The organism is Pseudophaeobacter sp. 1A09344 (assembly GCF_041008745.1).
GTDB lineage: Bacteria > Pseudomonadota > Alphaproteobacteria > Rhodobacterales > Rhodobacteraceae > Phycobacter > Phycobacter gallaeciensis_A.
In genome coordinates this window covers 661,838-682,438 of the sequence record NZ_JAXGFS010000001.1, presented here as the reverse complement: position 1 = coordinate 682,438, position 20,601 = coordinate 661,838, and the positions used below count along the sequence as shown (strand labels likewise).

General features: G+C 59.8%; 18 protein-coding genes and 2 tRNA genes. 8 read left to right on the top strand and 12 right to left on the bottom strand.

Going from position 1 to position 20,601, the window contains the following annotated elements:
• Positions 1–24: 24 nt before the first annotated feature.
• Positions 25–1,572, bottom strand: coding sequence for a helicase HerA-like domain-containing protein (locus SM765_RS03100; protein ID WP_274837060.1), 1,548 nt, complete (start codon positions 1,570–1,572; stop codon positions 25–27).
• Between the two features lie 544 nt (positions 1,573–2,116).
• On the opposite strand from SM765_RS03100, the gene SM765_RS03095 reads away from it, so the two are divergent.
• Complete coding sequence (locus SM765_RS03095; RefSeq protein ID WP_274837058.1) at positions 2,117–2,731, top strand: invasion associated locus B family protein; 615 nt, start codon at positions 2,117–2,119, stop codon at positions 2,729–2,731.
• Between the two features lie 116 nt (positions 2,732–2,847).
• Here SM765_RS03095 and SM765_RS03090 read toward each other — a convergent pair whose 3' ends face one another.
• Genes SM765_RS03090 through SM765_RS03075 form a run of 4 tightly spaced genes read right to left on the bottom strand, consistent with a single transcriptional unit; the run spans position 2,848 to position 7,133 of the window.
• Positions 2,848–4,056 (bottom strand): beta-ketoacyl-[acyl-carrier-protein] synthase family protein, encoded by a 1,209-nt coding sequence (locus SM765_RS03090; RefSeq protein WP_274837057.1) that lies wholly within the window; start codon positions 4,054–4,056, stop codon positions 2,848–2,850.
• A 29-nt stretch (positions 4,057–4,085) separates the two neighbouring features.
• Entirely contained in the window at positions 4,086–4,343 is a 258-nt protein-coding gene (locus SM765_RS03085) for an acyl carrier protein (RefSeq protein WP_274837055.1), read from the bottom strand.
• Between the two features lie 48 nt (positions 4,344–4,391).
• Entirely contained in the window at positions 4,392–5,465 is a 1,074-nt protein-coding gene (lpxD, locus tag SM765_RS03080; RefSeq protein ID WP_274828103.1) for a UDP-3-O-(3-hydroxymyristoyl)glucosamine N-acyltransferase, read from the bottom strand.
• 42 nt (positions 5,466–5,507) lie between these two features.
• Positions 5,508–7,133 carry a L,D-transpeptidase family protein gene (locus SM765_RS03075; RefSeq protein WP_274834122.1) on the bottom strand — a complete coding sequence of 542 codons (1,626 nt, stop codon included), beginning with the start codon at positions 7,131–7,133 and terminating at the stop codon, positions 5,508–5,510.
• Between the two features lie 362 nt (positions 7,134–7,495).
• Here SM765_RS03075 and mepK point away from each other — a divergent pair, with 362 nt between their 5' ends.
• Positions 7,496–8,065 carry a peptidoglycan L,D-endopeptidase MepK gene (mepK, locus tag SM765_RS03070; RefSeq protein ID WP_368981410.1) on the top strand — a complete coding sequence of 190 codons (570 nt, stop codon included), beginning with the start codon at positions 7,496–7,498 and terminating at the stop codon, positions 8,063–8,065.
• A 217-nt stretch (positions 8,066–8,282) separates the two neighbouring features.
• Here the strand turns inward: mepK and SM765_RS03065 are convergent.
• Positions 8,283–8,359 (bottom strand) — tRNA-Arg (locus SM765_RS03065).
• Between the two features lie 258 nt (positions 8,360–8,617).
• Between SM765_RS03065 and SM765_RS03060 the strand changes: the two genes are divergently transcribed.
• A tRNA-Gly gene (locus SM765_RS03060) sits at positions 8,618–8,691 on the top strand.
• Between the two features lie 131 nt (positions 8,692–8,822).
• Entirely contained in the window at positions 8,823–9,302 is a 480-nt protein-coding gene (locus tag SM765_RS03055) for an acyl-CoA thioesterase (protein WP_274837053.1), read from the top strand.
• Between the two features lie 9 nt (positions 9,303–9,311).
• On the opposite strand, the gene pgl is transcribed toward SM765_RS03055, so the two are convergent.
• The gene (pgl, locus tag SM765_RS03050; RefSeq protein ID WP_065270258.1) at positions 9,312–9,983 is read right to left on the bottom strand and encodes a 6-phosphogluconolactonase; all 672 of its coding nucleotides are present in this window, start codon (positions 9,981–9,983) and stop codon (positions 9,312–9,314) included.
• Entirely contained in the window at positions 9,980–11,455 is a 1,476-nt protein-coding gene (gene zwf / locus SM765_RS03045; protein WP_274837050.1) for a glucose-6-phosphate dehydrogenase, read from the bottom strand. Before zwf ends, pgl begins: the two co-directional genes overlap by 4 nt.
• Before the next feature lie 145 nt (positions 11,456–11,600).
• Between zwf and SM765_RS03040 the strand changes: the two genes are divergently transcribed.
• Positions 11,601–12,554: a radical SAM protein gene (locus tag SM765_RS03040; RefSeq protein WP_274837048.1), complete on the top strand. Its 954-nt coding sequence runs from the start codon at positions 11,601–11,603 to the stop codon at positions 12,552–12,554.
• Positions 12,555–12,582: 28 nt separating this feature from the next.
• On the opposite strand, the gene SM765_RS03035 is transcribed toward SM765_RS03040, so the two are convergent.
• Positions 12,583–12,852, bottom strand: a complete 270-nt coding sequence (locus SM765_RS03035) for an usg protein (RefSeq protein ID WP_065270255.1) — start codon at positions 12,850–12,852, stop codon at positions 12,583–12,585.
• Positions 12,853–13,048: 196 nt separating this feature from the next.
• Here SM765_RS03035 and gyrA point away from each other — a divergent pair, with 196 nt between their 5' ends.
• A complete protein-coding gene (gene gyrA / locus SM765_RS03030; RefSeq protein ID WP_425537286.1) occupies positions 13,049–15,808 on the top strand; it encodes a DNA gyrase subunit A in 2,760 nt (919 codons plus the stop codon).
• A 126-nt stretch (positions 15,809–15,934) separates the two neighbouring features.
• Positions 15,935–16,285: a DUF6614 family protein gene (locus SM765_RS03025; RefSeq protein ID WP_065270254.1), complete on the top strand. Its 351-nt coding sequence runs from the start codon at positions 15,935–15,937 to the stop codon at positions 16,283–16,285.
• A 69-nt stretch (positions 16,286–16,354) separates the two neighbouring features.
• Here SM765_RS03025 and SM765_RS03020 read toward each other — a convergent pair whose 3' ends face one another.
• The 3 genes from SM765_RS03020 to SM765_RS03010 form a co-directional block, all read right to left on the bottom strand.
• On the bottom strand, positions 16,355–17,824 hold the full coding sequence (locus tag SM765_RS03020) for a carboxypeptidase M32 (RefSeq protein ID WP_368981409.1): 1,470 nt from the start codon (positions 17,822–17,824) through the stop codon (positions 16,355–16,357).
• A gap of 4 nt (positions 17,825–17,828) precedes the next feature.
• Positions 17,829–18,977 (bottom strand): heme A synthase, encoded by a 1,149-nt coding sequence (gene ctaA / locus SM765_RS03015; protein ID WP_274837045.1) that lies wholly within the window; start codon positions 18,975–18,977, stop codon positions 17,829–17,831.
• Between the two features lie 65 nt (positions 18,978–19,042).
• Entirely contained in the window at positions 19,043–19,795 is a 753-nt protein-coding gene (locus SM765_RS03010) for an RNA methyltransferase (protein ID WP_065273454.1), read from the bottom strand.
• Between the two features lie 167 nt (positions 19,796–19,962).
• Here SM765_RS03010 and SM765_RS03005 point away from each other — a divergent pair, with 167 nt between their 5' ends.
• A complete protein-coding gene (locus tag SM765_RS03005) occupies positions 19,963–20,595 on the top strand; it encodes a thiamine phosphate synthase (protein WP_274837043.1) in 633 nt (210 codons plus the stop codon).
• Positions 20,596–20,601 lie beyond the last annotated feature (6 nt).

Below are 20,601 nucleotides of genomic sequence, written 5' to 3'. Positions count from 1 at the left end.
CTATTGGTAAAGGAGCTAGCCGGGTCAGCGCCCTTTGAACAACCCGCCCAGGATCCCGCGCACGATGCGGCGTCCGGTGGTGCCTTTCAACTCTTTGATCACTGCTTCGGAGAGGGCCGAACCAAAGGTATCCTTTGGCCTGCCAAAGCTACGCGAAGTTGACCGGCTGACGCGGCTGCCCGAATAGCGCCGCGCGGCGTTGAACTCGCGCGCCATCGGCTCTGGCGCCGCTTCAGCCTGCACCTCGGCCACCTCGGCTTCGGTGGCGGCCTCTGCTGCCCGCTGTGCCAGGATTTCATAGGCCGAATGCCGATCCAGCGTCTGGTCGTATTTCCCGGCCATTCCCGACACTTGCAGAGCCGCCTTGCGCTCCTCATTCGTTATTGGTCCCAGTTGGGACGAGGGCGGCCGGATCAGGGTACGTTCCACCACGCCGGGCACGCCCTTCTTTTGCAGCATGGATGTTACCGCCTCCCCGACGCCAACCTCGCGAATTGCGTCCTCGGTCGAAAAGCGCGGGTTCTCGCGGTAGGTTTCAGCCGCCAGTTTCAGGTTCTTGCGATCGCGCGCGGTAAAGGCGCGCAGGGCGTGCTGGATCCGGTTGCCGAGCTGACCAAGGATATCCTCGGGCACATCCGCCGGGTTCTGGGTAATGAAATAGATCCCCACGCCCTTGGACCGGATAAGGCGCGCCACCTGCTCTACCTTGTCGATCAGCGCCTTGGGGGCATCGTCGAACAGCAGGTGCGCCTCATCAAAGAAGAACACCAGCCGGGGTTTGTCGGGATCGCCCACCTCGGGCAGCTCTTCAAACAATTCGCTCAGCAGCCACAACAGGAAAGTGGCATAAAGCCCTGGTGCGGCCATCAGCTTGTCCGCGGCCAGAATGTTGATCATACCGCGCCCCTCTGCATCGCAGCGCATCAGATCCGACAGTTCCAGCGCCGGTTCGCCAAAGAACTGCCCGCCGCCCTGATTTTCCAGCACCAGCAATCGCCGCTGAATGGCCCCGATCGAGGCGGTCGAAACATTGCCATAGCGCAAGGACAGATCGGCCCGGTTCTCCCCCGTCCAGACCAGCAGCGCCTGAAGGTCCTTCAGATCCAGCAGCGGAAGACCTTCCTCATCCGCCAGGCGGAAGGCGATGTTCAGTATGCCTTCCTGTGCTTCGCTGAGCTCCAAAAGCCTCGACAGTAGCAACGGCCCCATTTCGGCCACGGTGGTGCGGACCGCGTGACCCTGCTGGCCGTAAAGGTCCCAGAAGGTCACCGGGCAGGCGTGATAGTGATAGGTGTCAAATCCGATGGTCTGCGCCCGGCTGGTAAAGGCCTCGTGCAGCTTGTGGCTCACCGTTCCGCTTTTGGCGAGGCCCGAAAGGTCGCCTTTGACATCGGCAAGGATGACGGGAACGCCTGCGTTGGAAAAACTCTCGGCCAGGATCTGCAGCGTCACGGTCTTGCCAGTGCCAGTGGCGCCCGCGATCAGCCCGTGTCGGTTGGCGTATTTCAGGGCCATCTCCTGCGGGATGCCATAACCCTCGCCGCCGCCGCCCAGGAAGATCTTGTCGCTCATGCCTGTTTCCTACTCGCCTGCGTTCGAGGATGCGGTGGCTGCGAACCCCGATGATCCGGTCCCGCTGATCGTCATCCGAACGCCCACACAGATAATTAACCTTTATACTGAATACTTAGAACTGCCCGCCCACGCAAATACGGATGTGAGGGCGGTCATTTCCTCCCTGTCAGACTGGCCGTGCCACCGAGCACGGCCTTTTTTTGTGCACCGACAGGTGATGGACACCCTCAAAATCATGGTTAAAAGTTCGTAAATCGGTCAAACCCCTTTCAGGGGTGCCTTGCTGTAATTTTTTTGTCATTCCATGTTGACCACAGGCCGGGGCTTTCGTAACGTCCCTACCAATAACTAAGTCGGCCAGTCCGACGGGGAGAAAAAAACAAAAGGGAACCCGTTAGGTTCCCTTTTTTCTTTGATTCCAAAATCTTCGCTCTGATCACCCTGCCGTGCATTTCCCCGCCGATAGGCCGATAATGACCTGACACCACATGTGCATCGTGCTAGATCCCGTATCGGACGTCCTGACATAAAAGAGGCACTCATGATCAAGTCCCTGACACCGATCGCCCTGGCCGCGATGATCGCAACAACTGCGCCTTTGCATGCGCAGGAAACGCAGAATTCGGGTGGCGAGGCGGCTGCTCCCTCTGCGGATCAAATGCTGGACCTGGGGCAGCCCGTCGATGACGGCACTCCGGCGATTGGGGATCGCTATGCAAAAGAAACCCACGGCGACTGGGATCTGGCTTGCATCAAGACCGAAACAGAAACCGACCCCTGTTCGCTGTTGCAGATCCTGACTGCGCCTGATGGCAACCCGATGGCCGAGGTTTCTCTGTTCCGCATCGATCAGGCCGGCGGACAGGCTGTTGCTGGGGCAACCGTAATCGTGCCGCTGGAAACGCTGCTACCTGCGGCCCTGACCATTTCGGTCGATGGCGCCCCGAGCAAGCGCTACAACTATTCCTTCTGCAACCCACTGGGCTGCGTGGCGCAGATCGGCTTTACCCAAGGCGACATCGATGCATTCAAGAAGGGCACCGAAGCCACCCTGTCCCTGCGCCCTGCCCCTGCGCCGGATCAGCTGATCGAACTGAAAATGTCGCTGAAAGGGTTCACCGCCGGCTACAATGTCGTCGACGTGGTCTCCCAATAAGATGAGAACTCACGCTCCCGCCACCAGGCGGGCGTGATCAGACAACGATAAAAGCCACCGCAGCGACTGCTGACGGTGGCTTTTCTTTTTTTCGGCAAGCCCGGGCAGCGCTCCGTTCAGATCTTTTTCAGCGCCAGAACCGCGTTCAGCCCGCCAAAGGCAAAGGCGTTGCTCAGCGCCACATCTACCTTTGCCTCACGCGCCTCATTGGGCACCACATCCAGAGCGCATTCCGGGTCTGGTTCCTCATAGCCGATGGTGGGGGCAATCACCCCATCGCGCACGGCCATGATACAGGCCAGAAGTTCCACCGCACCGGTGCCGCCGATCAGGTGACCATGCATGGATTTTGTCGAGGAGATCATCAACCGGTCCGCGTGCGGACCAAACACATCTGCCACCGCGGCGCATTCGGTTTTGTCATTCGCTGCAGTGCCGGTCCCATGGGCATTGATATAGCCAACGCTTTCAGGCGCCACTCCGGCATCCTGCAGGGCGCCAGAGATTGCGCGGGCCGCACCCTGTTTGCTCGGCATGACGATATCCGCCGCGTCCGAGGACATGGCGTAGCCCACCACCTCGCAGAGGATCTCCGCACCGCGGGCGCGGGCGTGTTCGTAGTCTTCAAAGACAAACACGCCGGCGCCTTCGCCCTGCACCATGCCGTTGCGGTTGGCGCTGAACGGGCGGCAGGCATCGCGGGACATGACCCGCAACCCTTCCCAGGCCTTGACCCCACCAAAGCACAGCATCGATTCCGATCCGCCTGTGACCATCGCAGGCGCCATGCCGCTGCGCACCATCTGGAAGGCCTGCGCCATCGCATGATTGGAAGAGGCGCAGGCGGTGGAAACGGTGAAACTTGGCCCTTTGAGGTTGAATTCCATTGACACATGGCTGGCGGCTGCGTTGTTCATCAGCTTCGGCACCACGAAGGGATGGACGCGGTTCTTACCGTCCTCATAGACCGAGCGGTAATTATCATCCCAGGTGGACACGCCGCCGCCGGCGGTGCCCAGAACCACTCCGGATTTCGCCGACAGATCGCCGTGGAATTCGATTCCGGACTGCGCAATCGCCTCTTTGGCGGCGGTCAGAGTGAACTGGGTGAAGCGGTCATAAAGGCTCATCTGTTGCCGGTTAAAACGGCCCTCGGCCTCGAACCCCCGGACCTGCCCGCCAATCTGGATCGACAGGCGCTCAACATCGCGAAACTCAAGCGCACCGATGCCGCAGCGCCCCTCGCGCATCGCCTCCATGGTCGCGGGCACCGAATGGCCAAGTGCGTTGATGGTGCCGGCGCCGGTGATTACTACGCGTCTCATTCAGATCATCCTTGATCCCAGAGGGGGCATCACTGCTTAGCAGCGGTCAGCTTTTCGATGCCCGTGATGATCGCCGCGACATTGGTGATGTCGAAATCACTTTTTTCCGGTTCATTGGCATTGAACGGAATGGTGATGTCGAACTCTTCCTCGATAGCAAAGATGCTTTCAACGAGGCCGAGACTATCGATGCCCAGATCCTCAAGCGTGCTGTCGAGTGTCACATCAGACGGTTCCAGCACTGCCTGCTCTGCGATGATTTCGATTACCTTGTCCTTGATGCTCATACCGGGTCCCTGATCGTTAAGGCTGGCGCAGATGTAGTCTCTGTACCGTTATTTTAAAACTGCCTTTTTCAGCGCTTCGATATCGCGCATCAGTCGGGGCAGCCTGCGTTGTGCCTTATAGACCTCGGTATGTGTCTCCATTTTGACAGCGGGATAGCCCATCATCACACGGCCTGCGGGCACGTTCGAAAGGATCTTTGTCCCGCCGCCGGCGATCACTCCGTCGCCGATAAAGATATTATCGACCACGCCGCATTGCCCACCAAGAACCACGTTGTTGCCGATATCAACCGAGCCGGAGGTGCCGGTCTGTCCGCACAGGAGGCAATCACGCCCAACCCGGGTGTTGTGGCCAACGTGTACAAGGTTGTCGAGCTTTGTGCCGTCGCCGATCACCGTGTCGCGGATGGTGCCGTTGTCGACGGTGCAATTGGCGCCCACTTCTACATCGTCGCCGATGGTGACCGAGCCAAGGGAGTGAATGCGCAGCCAGCTTTGGGGTTTGGCATCGCCCTGATCACCCAGCGTCTTGCGCACGGTTTCCGCGCCTGACACCTCAGGTGTTACATAGGAAAACCCATCGCCACCGATGCGCGCGCCGGGCTGGGCCCGGAACCGCTCCCCAATGGTCACGCGGGCGCCGATGGAGACCATCTCGCGCAGCTGTGCTCCGGTCCCCATCGTGACATCCACGCCGATATGGCACTGCGGACCGATGATGGAATTGTCTCCGATTTTCGCCCTCGCACCAATCACACAGAAGGGGCCGACGCTGACGCCCTCTCCCAGCTCCGCGCTGGGATCAATGACGGCAGAGGGGTGAATGCCGGAGCCAAAGCCCTGGCCCGGATCCATCATACTGGTGAGACCGGCCATGGCCATACGCGGCCGGGCTGCGAAAATAGCCGCCTTCAGGCCCATGGACTGCCAGTCGGCGCCTTCCCAGAGCATGGCAACTTGAGCTGCGCCCTCGGCCAGCGCCTCGGCATATTTCGGGGAGGTTGCAAGCGCCAGATCGCCCGGACCTGCGTCTTGCGGTTCGGCCGTGCGCGCCACTTCGATAGAAACATCGCCTTCGCAGGCAGCACCTAATGCATCAGCAATCTGACGGACAGTATACATATGGGGCCCTTCCTCACGTCTGTTGAAGACGGGCCCCGGAGATTAGCCCTGCACGCCCGGCAAGGCGACCCCTGCCCGCTGCAAGGCGTCCCATACCTTGGCGTCGCGTCCATAGACATCCCGCCGGAACTCGGCCCGTCCTTTGCCCGAGACATAAGCCGTCCGGTAGATAATGTGAACAGGCACCTTCTGTTCCAGCTCCACTTTGGTTTCTTTTCCGGAGCTTAGGATCCGCTGAAAGAATGCCTTGGGATCTTCGGTCTGCCGCGCCAGCAGCGCATAAGCAAACTCAAAGGGCTGCGCCAGGCGGATACAGCCGTGGGAGAAGGCCCGGACTTCGCGGCTGAACAGGCTCTTTTGCGGCGTGTCGTGCAGGTAGATGTTGTATTTGTTCGGGAACATGAACTTCACCAGCCCCAGCGCATTGCTGCGGCTCGGCGGCTGGCGCATCGAGTATGGAAAGTTGCTTCTGGTGTACTGAGAGAAGTCCGCTGAGTTGCGGTCGACGACACGGCCCTGACGGTCGGTAATCAGAATGTGACGGACTGCATTCGGGTTGTTGCGCAGTTTCGGCAGGTATTCCTTGGTGATGATCGAGCGCGGCACGTGCCAGCTCGGATTGATGATCATGTGTTCCATGACATCCGAGAATTCCGGCGACCTGCGGTCGTGCTGGTTCTTGCCGATCACGGACCGGGTTTCAAAGGTCACGTCGCCACGGTCGACAATCTTGGCCGTGAAATCGGTCTGGTTCACCAGGATATGACGCTCACCGCGTTCGGGTGACAGCCAGCGCTCCCGCTCCATCGCCACCACCACGGATTTCAGCCGTTCGGTAACCGGTTTGTTGAGCTCGGCAATGGTGCCGTCCCCGGCAACGCCGTCGACCTCTAGCCCGTGGTCCGACTGGAACTTCTGCACCGCCTGTTCCACATCCATGTCAAACGCGGCGGTGGCGCTGCGGGTCAGATATCCCATGGCTACCAGCCGGTCGCGCAGCGCGATCACAGCAGGTCCGGTGTCACCCGGCTCAAGCTTGCCCTTCGGAACCGTGGTGCCCCAGCCGCCTTTGGCGACCAGCTGCTCAAGACGGAATTTTTCCCGCAGTAAGGCGCGGTATTGCGGCGAGGCGGGCACCAGCGAGCGCATATAGGCCATCGGCTGATTGTCCCGGATGCCTTCCAGATAGGTCACCGGATCGGTGGTATGTTTCTTGCGAACGATCCCGTCGTCGATCGAGCCGGGATCAAGAAGGCCGGTCTGCAGATCAGTGGCATAATTCACGTAAGCCGTGCTCAGCGCCGCTTCGATCTGCCCCAGATCACGGGCCGACCGTGCATTGCGCATCTGCTCCATCAGCGACGCCGCCAGGGCAGACTGGTCCGGCAATCCGTGGGCCGAGGCCTCTTCCAGCGCACGCAGCAGCGCGGCCCGGCGCTGCATCGATTCTTCGCCCGGCGCCGTCCAAATCGGGGTGTAAGCGGATTCGCGGTAGAATTTGGCAACTGCGTTTTCGTTCGCTGCGAACTCAGCAACCGATTGCTTGAAGGCCGTGACCTGCGCCGAGGCACCACTCGGCGCAAAGGCGACTGTGGCACCAAATAGGGCCAGAGCGAAAACGCCGGACCGAACCTGCGGCAGAACGCTGCTATAAAGTGCTGTTTTCATTGACGCGCGACCCCCTGATGACGATGCCATTAAATCTTCCCTCTACTACATGAATCTTTAGTAAAAAGAAGCAAGACGCAGCCCCCATTTACACATCGTAAACCAATAGTTGAGAGCCTATTTTCGGCGGTTCTCGAACTTGTGACCAGTGATTTTGGTGCTTTTTGATGGGGAAATCTTAACGCAACGTCCCCTTTTGCGCAAAAAATTGCCGAAAATCCGAAGAAAACAGGGATGAGACCAATCGAAACTTGGATCGTGATTCCCCCTGTGTCATAGAAGTCACGTGCCGGGAAATACGGCAGGCCCGTAACATCGGGCATCGGCAGGACACACAAATCGTTCGGGATGGTGCGGTAAACATGGCAGAAACATCGAACTCGGGGCTCACCCGTCGGGCCCTTCTGGGTGCATTTGCGGCAACAGCAGTAACCGCAGCCCCAACATTTTCCAATGCAGCAGGCTTTTTGCGTGGTGGCGGCGATATCCGCCGCATCCGTATGTACTCGGGCCGTACCGGTGAACGGCTGGACATGGTCTACTGGATCGAAGGCAAGTACATCAAAGACGCAGTGCGCGAGATCAATCACTTCATGCGCGACTGGCGCACCGACGACGTAAAAGAGATCGACCTGCGCACAATCGATATCATGGCCGCCTCTCATAACCTGCTGGAAGTAAACGAACCGTATATGATGCTTTCGGGATATCGCAGCCCGAAGACCAACGCCATGCTGCGCGGCCGTTCGCGTGGCGTTGCCAAGAACTCTCTTCACATGCGCGGACAGGCCGCAGACCTGCGCCTTGCGTCTCGCTCGGTTACGCAGATGGCGAAAGCGGCCAAGGCTTGCCGTGCCGGCGGTGTTGGCACCTATTATCGCTCCAACTTTGTTCACATGGACTGCGGCGTCGTCCGTGACTGGCGCGGCTGATGCGGAAACCCGACTAGGCGTTCTATAGAAGCCCGGTCCGCATGTCGTCATTCAGGCGTTCTGCATTACACCAAAACGAACCACTAATGTCCGGTGTGCCCCGATGGGTGCGCCGGATTTTTGCTTCTGCCACACTTGGAATTGGCGTCGAATTTACAATACAGCCCAAATCCGAATTGGTCCGGACACTGGTTCGGGAGATTAGTTAGGGGAGAAGTGGCGCACCTGATAGGATTCGAACCTATGGCCTCTGCCTTCGGAGGGCAGCGCTCTATCCAGCTGAGCTACAGGTGCCTGATGTGGAGCCGTATACCTGCCGTTCCATGACGCTGCAATGCCAAAATTGCCTCTGGATTCTTTTGTTTGCCACTCGCGCATTCGGCGCTAGGAACGCTGTGGACCGGCCCGAAGAACCTTTGGCGCCTTCCAGTCCACCAGATCCGCTCCAGCGATACTACGGCATGAACCGGTTGGCCACAGAGGACAAAATGCACCACCCATCGCAGAAATCAACTTGAAGCGCTCACGGCGCGGTGCTACCCAAATCCCACTGCGGGTGTAGCTCAATGGTAGAGCATTTGCTTCCCAAGCAAGTGACGAGGGTTCGATTCCCTTCACCCGCTCCAAATCTCCCTTCCTATTTTGAATGCAACAGCCTCGCGACGCTTGGACTGATGTTTTCGCGGATGTCGCGGTCAAGACGATGTGCCGGAGGGTTTTTGTTGAAACTTCAAATACCGCGCCTTAGTCCAACGGGATGACACTCCTTTACCTTACCCCGCTCGATGCAGAGACTCAGTTGGCTCAGGGGATCGACCACCCCTGCCCCGTTGCCATTGCCGATAAGGTTCGCTTTTCCGAACTCGACCTTTTGAACCACGTGAACAACAAGGCCTACCTGGGCTGGTTCGAATCCACCCGCGTCACCTATTTCGATACACATTGCGCCAGGCATTTCTCCGGCGGGCCGATCCCGCGCACGGTGATGCGCAATTCCAATGTGCACTACCTCAAGGAAATGCTGCTTGGCGAAAGCTACATCTCCACCGCCCGGGTGCTGTCCTTCCGCAACACGTCATATGTGATGGAGCAGCAGATCTGGTCTGGCGACCTGCGCACCCGGCTGGAAGCCGTGATGGTTCTGCGCACCGCCGATGGCAGCGCAGGACAGCCGATTCCGGACAGTTTGAAACAGCAATTTCTGGACCTCGATGGCGCCACCGACCTCAGCCAATAAGGCCGAGACTTAAGGTGCCCAATGCACTTGAGTGCCTGACAAAATGGCCTGAACCGGGGCTTCTTCGGGCGGCAGCGATATCGCCCGATCCAGCGCCTTGCGTTTGGCCTCACCAAAGATCACCAGATGTTTCGCCATCGCTCCGTTTAACACCGGCGCTGTCAGACTGATGCGGCCTTCAGGTTGGCTGTCCGGGCGCATCACTGCCAAAGTCGGCGCCGAGCCGGCCAGCGCCGCCTCAAGCCCCTTCACCCCCGGAAACAAGGAGGCCGTGTGCATGTCTTCGCCCATCCCCAGAAGCGCCACTGAAATCGGCAATTCCGGGGAAACCAGGGATTCGACCTCGGCCAATACATCTTCGGGGGCGCGGTCGGGCACGTAGAACGGCAGAAAACGCGCGGCGGCGGCGGGGCCTGTCATCAGCCGCTCGCGGATCATTCGCGCATTGGAGCGGTCACTGTCGGAGGGCACCCAGCGTTCATCCGTCGCCATCACCCGGACCCGTTCCCAATCGATTGAAGCTGCGCAGAGATCATCAAAGATAGGCGCGGGCGTGCTGCCGCCTGCCACCGCAAGCGAGGCGGTGTCGTGATGTAGAAGATGTGTTTCCAGATCCCCGGCAATGCGCTGCGCAACCTCTATCGCCAGCATTTCCTGATCTGGATATTCATTGAATTTCATGGATTTATTCCTCTCCATTCACGTCCATCACGGCGCATCAGCAAGTCCGCATCGCCGGGCCCGGTGCTGCCCATATCATAGGGTTTTGGTACATCCCCGCGCGCCTGCCAGCCCGCGATGATCGGATCGGTCCAAGCCCAGGCGGCGGTCACCTCGTCCCCGCGCATGAACAACGTCTGGTTACCCCGGATCATATCGGTGATCAGACGCTCGTATGCGTCCGGGGGATTTTTGCCATCCGCCCCGAGGGCCGTTGCAAAACTCATATCCAGCGGAACGTCAACCAGACGCATGCCGCCCGGACCCGGCTCCTTGATGGTCACGCTCAGCGTGATGCCTTCGTTGGGTTGCAGGCGGATCTTCAGATGGTTGGCGTGACGGCCGGCCTCCTCGCCGAATATCGAGTGCGGCGCGTCCTTGAACAGCACGTTGATCACCGAAGAACGTGCCACCAGCCGTTTCCCTGTGCGAAGGTAAAACGGTGTGCCCGCCCATCGCCAATTGCTGATATGGGTCTTGAGCGCGATATAGCTTTCGGTGCTGGAGCGCGGGTTTCCGACGGTTTCCCGGTAGGTTAGGTCGGGTCCTTCACCCCCGGCAGCCGCGTTATACTGCCCCCGGACGATGTGGTAAGGCTCCACCGGATCCAGCGCCCGGATCACCTTTACCTTTTCATCGCGCACCGCGTCGGGGTCAAATTTTGCCGGCGGCTCCATCGCGATCAGGCACAAAAGCTGCATCAGGTGGTTCTGCATCATGTCGCGCATTGCGCCGGCGCGGTCGTAATACTCCTCGCGCCCGGCGACCCCGACGGTTTCCGCCACGGTGATCTGGATATGATCGACGTATTGACTGTTCCACAGGGGTTCGAACAGCATATTGCCGAACCGGATCGCCATCAGGTTCTGCACCGTTTCCTTGCCCAGATAATGATCGATCCGGTAAATCTGGTTCTCGGTGAAATGCGCAGCCAGTGTCGCGTTCAGCGCCTTGGCAGACTGCAAATCGTGTCCAAAGGGTTTTTCTACCACGATCCGGCTGTCTTCATCCGACAATCCGTGCCGGTGCAGACGTTCGGCCAGCGGTCCGAACAGGCCCGGCCCCACCGAGAAGTAGAAGACTCTGATCGGCCGTGGCTCAACTTCGGCCAGTTGCGCGGCCAGCGGCTCCCAACCGCGATCCTCGCGGGCGTCCAGCGACACATAAGTGACGCGGCGCAGAAACTCCGGGATTCCCGCAGCACCCGGCCCGTGTTCATTCAGCGTTGCCTTAATCCCTTCCGCCACCATCTGCCGGTAGTCTTCGGTTCTGATATCGGCCCGGGCGGCGCCGATGATGCGGACTTCCTCGGGGAAATGGCCACCACAAAACCGCCGGTAAAGCGCCGGCAGGATTTTGCGCTGCGCCAGATCGCCAGTACCGCCAAAGATCACCAGATCGAAGGGATCGACCGGTATCACGCGTGGAGCCATTGTTCATTCCATTTCGCTGTGACCGGATGCCCAAGGCAGAGGCGAAATCACTTCACATCCCTGTCAGGCGGCCTCCGGCGGCTTTCACTTTGGGGGCAGTATAGGGTAGCCTTGTCGGAAAGGAACGGCCCATGAGGACATCCCCGTGAAAGATCTGCCTAACCCCAACGCAAACCTAGGTAAATTTCAAGACAGCCTGGTGACAGCCGACGGCAGCACCCGGGCGTCCGTGGCCTTGTCGAACCCGGAAACCCTATGGTTCAACACCGGAACGCTTTGCAATATTGAATGCGCGAACTGCTATATCCTCAGCTCGCCCCGCAATGATGCCCTTGTCTACCTCACCGCAGCCGAGGTCGAGGACTATCTGGATCAACTTGAAGAGCGGAACTGGCGGGTACGTGAAATCGCCTTTACCGGCGGCGAGCCCTTCATGAACCCCGAGATGTGCGCCATGGCCGATGCCGCGCTGGAGCGGGGTTATGAAGTCCTGATCCTCACCAACGCCATGCGGCCAATGATGCGCAAGACCGTGCGGCAGGATCTGCTGGTGCTGAAAGAAAAACACCCGGGCAAGATGACGCTGCGCATCTCGCTGGACCACCACTCCGCAGATATTCACGACACCGAGCGTGGCGAAGGCAGCTATGCCAAAACGCTGGAAGGTATGGCCTGGCTGCGGGACAACGGGTTCCAGATGGCGGTTGCCGGCCGCATCACCTTTGCCGAAAGCGAGGCGGAAGCGCGGCAAGGTTTTGCCGATCTGTTTGCCGCGCAGGGGTTTGATATCGATTCCGCCAACCCCGGTCAGACGGTGCTGTTCCCTGAGATGGACGAGGCGGTGGAAGTACCTGAAATTACAACCGCTTGCTGGGGCATCCTAAACAAGGCGCCAGAGGATGTGATGTGCGCCTCTTCTCGTATGGTGGTCAAACGCAAGGGTGCCGAAAAACCGGCGGTTCTGGCCTGCACCCTGCTCCCCTATGCGCCGGAATTCGAGCTCGGCACCACCTTGGCCGAGGCAGAGAAGCCCGTGGCGTTAAACCATCCTCACTGCGCCAAATTCTGTGTATTGGGCGGGGCCAGCTGTTCGGCCTGACCTCCATTCATGGCCCGGCACCTGCTGTTTAGTGGATCTTGAATTCGCCCTTCACGTGCCGCCATTCCCCGGCGCCAATCATCTTGCGGTGTGTAAAGCGGACCGAATGCAGCGGTCCCTCGATCTCGCGCTGCCAGAATTCGATGAACTGAAACATCCGGTCGTGGTCTGGCGCCAGATCGTACTCCTGCCACAGAAATGTATTCAGAACATGAGGATGGTCCGGCATGTGATAAATGAATTCGGCCGTGGTCAGCCCATAGCCCTTGAGCATCAGTTCCGTTTCGCTGATCTCCATATGTGGTCTCCTGCAACGAAGCCCCCCGTGAAATCCTAGCCACGGATTGGTTAACAGTTTCGAAACCACGCTGCCTGCTCCGCGCGCGGTCGGGCGGCGTGCCGGTCTGCCCATCAGTCAGCTTGCGCCCCATATGGGGTGTCTGATAGGGTGTCCTGACACAATAGAGACCCATAATACAGAACGGGCAGCAAACGTGAGCGATACGCCGGATACTCCTGAAAACATGGACGAAACACCGCCCCAAGGGCCGGTATACGAGGGGCCGACGGTCTCAATCGAATCCGAGATGCGCACGTCCTATCTGGACTATGCCATGTCGGTCATCGTCAGCCGGGCCATTCCCGACCTGCGTGACGGGCTGAAACCCGTTCACCGCCGGATTCTTTATGCGATGCATGAGACCGGCAATACCCACGATAAATCCTATCGCAAATCGGCCCGTCCGGTCGGCGACGTGATGGGTAAATACCACCCGCACGGCGACAGCGCGATCTATGACGCCTTGGTGCGCATGGCGCAGGACTTTTCGATGTCGCTGCCGCTTTTGGATGGTCAGGGCAACTTTGGCTCGATGGACGGCGATAACCCCGCCGCGATGCGTTACACCGAAGTGCGCATGGACAAGCCTTCGGCCTTTATGCTGGCGGATATCGACAAGGATACCGTCGATTTCCAGGACAACTACGATGGCAAGGACCAGGAACCGACGGTTCTGCCCGCGCGTTTCCCCAACATGCTGGTCAACGGCGCCGGCGGCATCGCGGTTGGTATGGCGACCAACATCCCGCCGCACAATCTGGGCGAAGTTGTTGACGCAACCCTGGCCCTGATCGAGGAGCCGGATCTGACCAGCGAACAGCTGATCGAATATGTGCCCGGCCCCGACTTCCCGACTGGCGGCGTGTTGCTGGGCCGCTCCGGCGCGCGCAAGGCCTATCTTGAGGGGCGCGGAAGCGTCATCATCCGCGCCAAGACCCGGGTCGAGGAGATCCGCAAGGATCGCTACGCCATCATCGTGGACGAAATTCCCTATCAGGTGAACAAGGCCTCGATGATCGAAAAGATCGCTGAACAGGTGCGCGACAAGAAGATCGAAGGCGTTTCCCACGTTCAGGATGAATCCGACCGCAACGGTGTGCGCGTGGTGGTCGAACTGAAGCGTGACGCCACTGCCGAAGTGGTGCTCAACCAACTTTATCGGTTCACGCCGATGCAGACGCATTTCGGCTGCAACATGCTGGCGCTCAACGGTGGCCGACCCGAGCAGCTGACCCTACGCCGGTTCCTGACCTCCTTTATCGATTTCCGCGAAGATGTGGTCGCACGCCGGACCGCTTATCTGCTGCGCAAAGCGCGGGAACGCAGCCATATCCTTTGTGGTCTGGCGGTTGCCGTTACCAATATCGACGAGATCGTCACGACGATCCGCCAATCCGCGGATGCGGCCGAAGCGCGTGAAAAGCTGATGACCCGCCGCTGGCCGGCGCAGCCGATCCTGGAATATATCGCGCTGATCGATGACCCGACCCATACCGCGAACGAAGACGGGACCTACAACCTGTCAGAAACTCAGGCCCGCGCCATTCTGGAACTGCGCCTGCAGCGCCTGACCCAGATCGGCGTCAAGGAAGTCACCGACGAGTTGGAAGAACTGGCCTCCAAGATCAAGGAATACCTTGAGATTCTGGGCTCCCGTGACCGGATCATGGGCATCATCGCTGACGAGCTGCGCGAGGTTCGTGAGAATTTCGCCGTGCCGCGCCGCACCGAAATCGTTGATTGGTCCGGTGATATGGACGATGAGGACCTGATCGAGCGCGAGGACATGGTGGTCACCGTGACCTCTGGCGGCTACATCAAACGCACCCCGCTGGTCGATTTCCGCGCTCAGAAACGCGGCGGCAAGGGGTTGTCGGGGATGCAGACCAAGGAAGAGGATGTTGTCACCACCCTCTTTGTTGCGAATACCCATACACAGCTGTTGTTCTTCACCACGGATGGCATGGTCTACAAGCTGAAGACCTGGCGCTTGCCGCAGGGCGGACGCACTTCGAAAGGCAAGGCGATCGTCAACATCCTGCCGATCCCGACAGGCGTCTCCATCGCGGCCATCATGCCGGTCGATCGGGACGAGGACGAATGGGACGATCTGCAGATCATGTTCGCGACATCTGCTGGAACTGTGCGGCGTAACCGTTTGTCGGATTTCACAAATGTCATGCGCAACGGTAAGATTGCGATGAAGTTCGAGGACGATCACTCGGACACCAAACTGATAAATGCTCGGATCTGCTCCGAGGATGACGACATCATGCTGGTCACCAACACCGGCCGCGCGATCCGCTTCCCCTCGACCGAGGTCCGGGTGTTCAACAGCCGCAATTCCGTTGGTGTACGCGGGATCAAGCTGAATGAAGGCGACGAGGTCGTATCGATGTCGGTGATCCGCCACTCGAAATACACGCCCGAACAGCGGACGGCGTATCTTAAGATGCGCCGGGCCATGGCCGGGATCGCAGACGATGCGGAACCCTCGGATGAGGATAGCGTGGCAGATCCCAACTTCTCGACCGAGCTTTATGCAGAAATGTCAGCGGCCGAAAACCTGATCCTCACCATTACCAAGGGCGGACAGGGTAAGCTGAGCTCCAGCCACGATTACCCGGTTCGGGGCCGTGGCGGCATGGGCGTCACCGCCATGGACAAGGCGATGCGCGGCGGCGAACTCGTGGCGTCCTTCCCGGTCGAGGTTGAAGACCAGATCATGCTGGCGACCTCTAAAGGTCAATCGATCCGGGTGCCGGTGGATGGAATTTCCTTCCGGTCCCGCTCGGCCGGCGGTGTCCGTGTCTTCAACACTGGCAAGGGTGAAGAGGTGGTTTCGGTCGCCTGGATTGCCGACAGCGGTGACGATGATGAGGCTGAGGTTGAGGTTGAGGGCGGCGAAGCCTGACGCCCACTCCCCAAACCAAAGCAACAAAAGACGCCGTCCCGGCCCGGGGCGGCGTTTCGTTTTTACCGATGGGTAAACAATTTCTGCCATGCTGATGGGAAACATTTGCGTGGGAGGAGCCACCCGATGAACATGTACCACTGCTACATCGACCTTCATCACGAAGCCAAAGCGCTGGCGTTTTCCAGCGCCGTCGATCAATGGATGTCCTACCTGCAAGAACGCAAGGTGATCAACGGCTGGCGCCTGCTGCGTCGCAAGCTGAACCTTGCCAGCGATTCCTGCCGCGATTTCCTGCTTGAGATCGAATTCGAGAACATGACCCAGCTGGACCAGGCCTTTCGTGTGTTGGGTGAAAAAGACGAAGAGATTGAAAAGCTCTACGCGAATGTCTCTGCGTTGATCGCAAATTCCGACTTTGGGCTCTACCGGCCATTTCCGGATCCGGAACGGGCGGAGCGCATGGCTCTGGTCTGATTCCGCTGTAGTTTATGCAAAAAGGCCGGGCATAGTGCCCGGCCTTTTCTGTTGTTCCCGCCAGGCGGCTTACAGATCGTAGAGCGCGCCGAATTTCTGTTCGAGATAGTTCATGAGCGGCGCGTGGTCCGGCTCCATTTCCGCCGCATGGGCGATGGTATCCCGCGGGCTGCGCAAGCCACCGTGCTGCTGCAACTTCTCGCCCAACCAGCCGGTTGCGGCCGAAGTATCGCCTTGCGCCAGATCCGTATCCAGCTTTGGCACATCCCGGCGCAGCGCCTCGTGCAGGCAGCCGGCGTAGACATTGCCCAGCGAATAGGTCGGGAAATACCCGAAGAGACCAACCGACCAATGCACGTCCTGCAGACAGCCGTTTGAAGGCTTGTCGACGGCATAGCCAAAATCGGCCTCAAACCGATCATTCCAGGCCGCCTCTAGGTCCGCAACCTCCAGATCGCCTTGCATCAATGCCCGTTCCAGATCGAAACGGAGCATGATGTGCAGGTTATATTGCAGCTCATCTGCTTCGGTCCGGATATAACCGTTATGAACCTTGTTGACCGCCGCGTAGAAGGCATCGGCATCGGACACGCCAATGTCGCCAAAGCTGTCCCGCATCTGTTCGAACAACCATCCAGTAAAGGCGCGGCTGCGGCCGATCTGGTTCTCATAAATCCGGCTCTGGCTTTCGTGCACGCCCATCGACACACCGCGCCCCAGCGGCGTCAACAGGTAATCGCGGCAGATGTTCTGCTCATAGGCCCCGTGGCCAACCTCGTGAATGGTCGAATAGAAGCAGTTGAACGGATCTGTTTCGCTGGTCCGGGTGGTAATCCGCACATCCAGCCCTGAGCCAGAGCTGAACGGGTGCACCGCCTTGTCGACCCGCCCATGTGCCATGTCATAACCAAAGGTGCGCGCCAACGTGCGGGCTAGTTGCATCTGGGTTTTCTCATCAAACCGCCCCGACAGGCCCTTCGGCGCTGGCTTGTCGAGAACCCGGGCGCGCAGGTCCACCAGACCTGGACGCATCGCATCAAAGATTTTTGCGATTTCTGAAGACGTTGTGCCGTGTTCGTAATCCGCCACCAGCGCATCATAGAGATCGCCGCCTGCTGCCAGCGCCTGACCTTCCTCACGCTTCAGCGCCACCACTTCCTCCAGCACCGGCAGGAAAGCGGCCACGTCCTCATTGGCGCGGGCCTCGGCCCATTTTCCCTGCGCTTCTGAGGTGACCTGCGCCAGTTTCTTGGCCAGATCCGCGGGCACCTTGATGGTACGGTCGTAGCTGCGGCGGATTTCGCGCAGATGCGCAGCGCCGACCTCGTCCGGGGCTTTGGCCTGCTCCAGCCATTCCGCCACCTGCGGCGCGCTGCGGCGGGCGTGCAGCACGGATTCGATCGCGGCCATCTCCGCGCCGCGCTGCCCGGTGGCCCCGCGCGGCATCATGGTTTCCTGATCCCAGCCCAGACGGCCGGCGATCTGCCCCAACGCCTGCGTGTCACGCTCATAGGCCATCAGCTGTTCAAATGCGGTCATATTCTCAGTGGTCCTTGATGGAAGTTGCAATCGGATAGCCTGTCAGGAAGCGGGCGCGCAGGATCAGGACCCACAGAACCACAGCCATCAGCTGGTGTAGGATCGCTGCCTGCCAGGGCGCAGCGTAAAGAACGGTGATCACACCAAGGGCAATCTGTACGATCAAACCTGCAAAGACGGCGTTGAAGGCGAACCGGGTCGCGCCATGGGCACTGGCACGGCCGCGCAGCCAGACAACCACCCCAAAGGCAAACAGAAGATAGCCACAGATCCGGTGAACAAACTGCACCAAGCCCGGGTTTTCAAAGAAGTTCTTCCACATCGGCTCGATCATCAACGGATTGGGCGGGATCACCTGTCCGCCCATCAGCGGCCAATCGGTGTAGGATCGCCCAGCGTCAATGCCTGCCACCAGCGCGCCCAGCAGGATTTGCAGGAACGCAAAGTGCAAGAGCCCGGTCGAGAGGCCGAAGATCTTTGCTTCCTTGGCCCGGCGCGCCTGCATCAGGTCCCGTTCCTGCCGCCCCAGAAGGAAGCCATACCAGGCGATCAGCCCAAGGATGACAAAGGCCAGACCAAGGTGCGTCGCCAGCCGATAGGAGGCAACCGAGGTCATGCCCTCGCCCTGGGTCACGCCAGAAGAGACCATCCACCAGCCGATTGCACCCTGAGCCCCGCCCAAAGCCCCCGGCAGGATCAGCCGCCCGGTCCAGCCGGTCGGGATCTTGCGGGCCAGCAGAAAACCAAAAAAGCCAACCGCCCAGACCAGCCCGATGACCCGGCCCAGTTGGCGATGGCCCCATTCCCACCAGTAGATCGATTTGAAGTCAGCAAGCTCCATCCACTGGTTATGGATCTGCCACTGGTCGATCTGCTTGTATTTGTCGAACTCCTGCTGCCATTCCGCCTCGTTCATCGGAGGAATGGCCCCGGTGACGGGGCGCCATTCGGTGATCGATAGGCCGGAATCGGTCAGACGGGTCAACCCGCCGACCACGATCATCGCCACCACCAGCGCAAACAGCACAAAGAGCCAGGCCCGGATCGCCTTGCGGGCGCCGCCCCGGCCCCGGTCGATCATGCCGGTTGCGGCGGTCTGCGGCTTGGCCTCGGGTTCACTGACCTCTTGGAAGATACTGCGCTTGCTGCTCATGCTCGTCCCTCTTCGGTTTCGCGGTGAAGCTAGGGTTGGCGGTCCGGATCGTCCAGTGCTAACGCTCAGCTATCGTCCGACATTTTCTTCCAGCGGACCATCTGCCGCATCACCCCATGCAGCATCTGCACATCCGCCCGGGTGAGGCGCATGCGGCTGAACAGGTTGCGGAAGACTACTTTCATCCCCGGCGCCTTTTCCGGCGGGAAGAAATAGCCGGCTTCTTCCAGCCGATCCTCGTAATGGGTCACCAGTGCCTCAACCTCAACGCCGGTTGCCCAGTCGGATTTGCCGATCTCGAAAACCTCATGCTCGACCTCCGCCGCCTGACGGCGCCATTCATAGGCAGCCAGCAGCACGCATTGACCAAGGTTGAGTGAAGCAAACTCCGGATTGACCGGCACCGTGATGATAGCATTGGCACGGGCGATATCGTCATTCTCAAGGCCAGCGCGTTCCGGGCCGAACATCACCGCGACCTTCTCGCCGCCACGGATTTTCTCAATCGCCAGCTTCATTGCGGCTTCGGGGCTGTACACCGGTTTGGTCAGCTCACGCGGACGCGCAGTGGTGGCAAAGACAAAGGAACAGTCCTCCAGCGCACCAGGCACATCGGGTGCCAGGAGTGCTTCGTCCAGCAGCCGCCCCGCGCCCGAGGCCATGGCCACCGATTTCGGGTTCGGCCAGCCATCGCGCGGCGCCACGATGCGCATCCGGTCCAGCCCGAAGTTCCACATCGCACGGGCGGCAGCGCCAATGTTTTCGCCCATCTGGGGGCGCACCAGAACAAAGGCGGGCTGTGGCATATCGCTGGGCATGTCTGTCTCCATAGCGCCCAAAGGGCATTTTCCCCTGCTGTAATCGCAGGGGCTGCGAACGGCAAGGGCATCCACTGCTGGTCCCGGCGTCGCAGGGCGGCGCAGGATCCTTGCGTCCTGTGGCAGATGCGTTAAACACCAGCCAGCAAGCAACAGGAGCGCCCTTGATGGATACCGCCGCGGATACAGTGGAAAAGCCCCAGATCTATCTGATTTCGCCCCCCAGTTTCGAACTGGGCCGGTTTCCCGACCAGCTGGCCAAGGTGCTCGACAGCACCGAGATCGCCTGCGTGCGCCTGGATCTGGCAAGCCGCGATGAAGACACGCTGAGCCGGGCCGGTGACGCCCTGCGTGAGGTCTGCCTGGCGCGGGATGTGGCCATCGTGATTTCCGATCATCAGATCTTGGCCGAGCGGCTGGGCCTTGATGGCGTGCACCTGACCGATGCCTCCAAATCCGTGCGCAGCGCCCGCAAGGCGCTTGGCGCCGATGCCATTGTCGGCAGTTTTTGCGGCGCTTCGCGCCACGACGGGCTGACTGCAGGCGAAGCCGGCGCCGATTACATCAGCTTTGGCCCCGTCGGCACATCCGGCCTGGGTGATGGCGCGGTGGCTGAGCAGGAGCTGTTCCAGTGGTGGTCCGAAGTGGTAGAAGTGCCGGTCGTGGCCGAAGGTGGTTTGACTGAAGAGCTGGTCGGAAGCCTTTCTCCTTACACGGATTTCTTTGGCATCGGCGAGGAAATCTGGCGCAGCGAAGATCCCGTCGCCGCGCTTCAGACATTGATCAAGGCAATGGGCTGAGCCGCA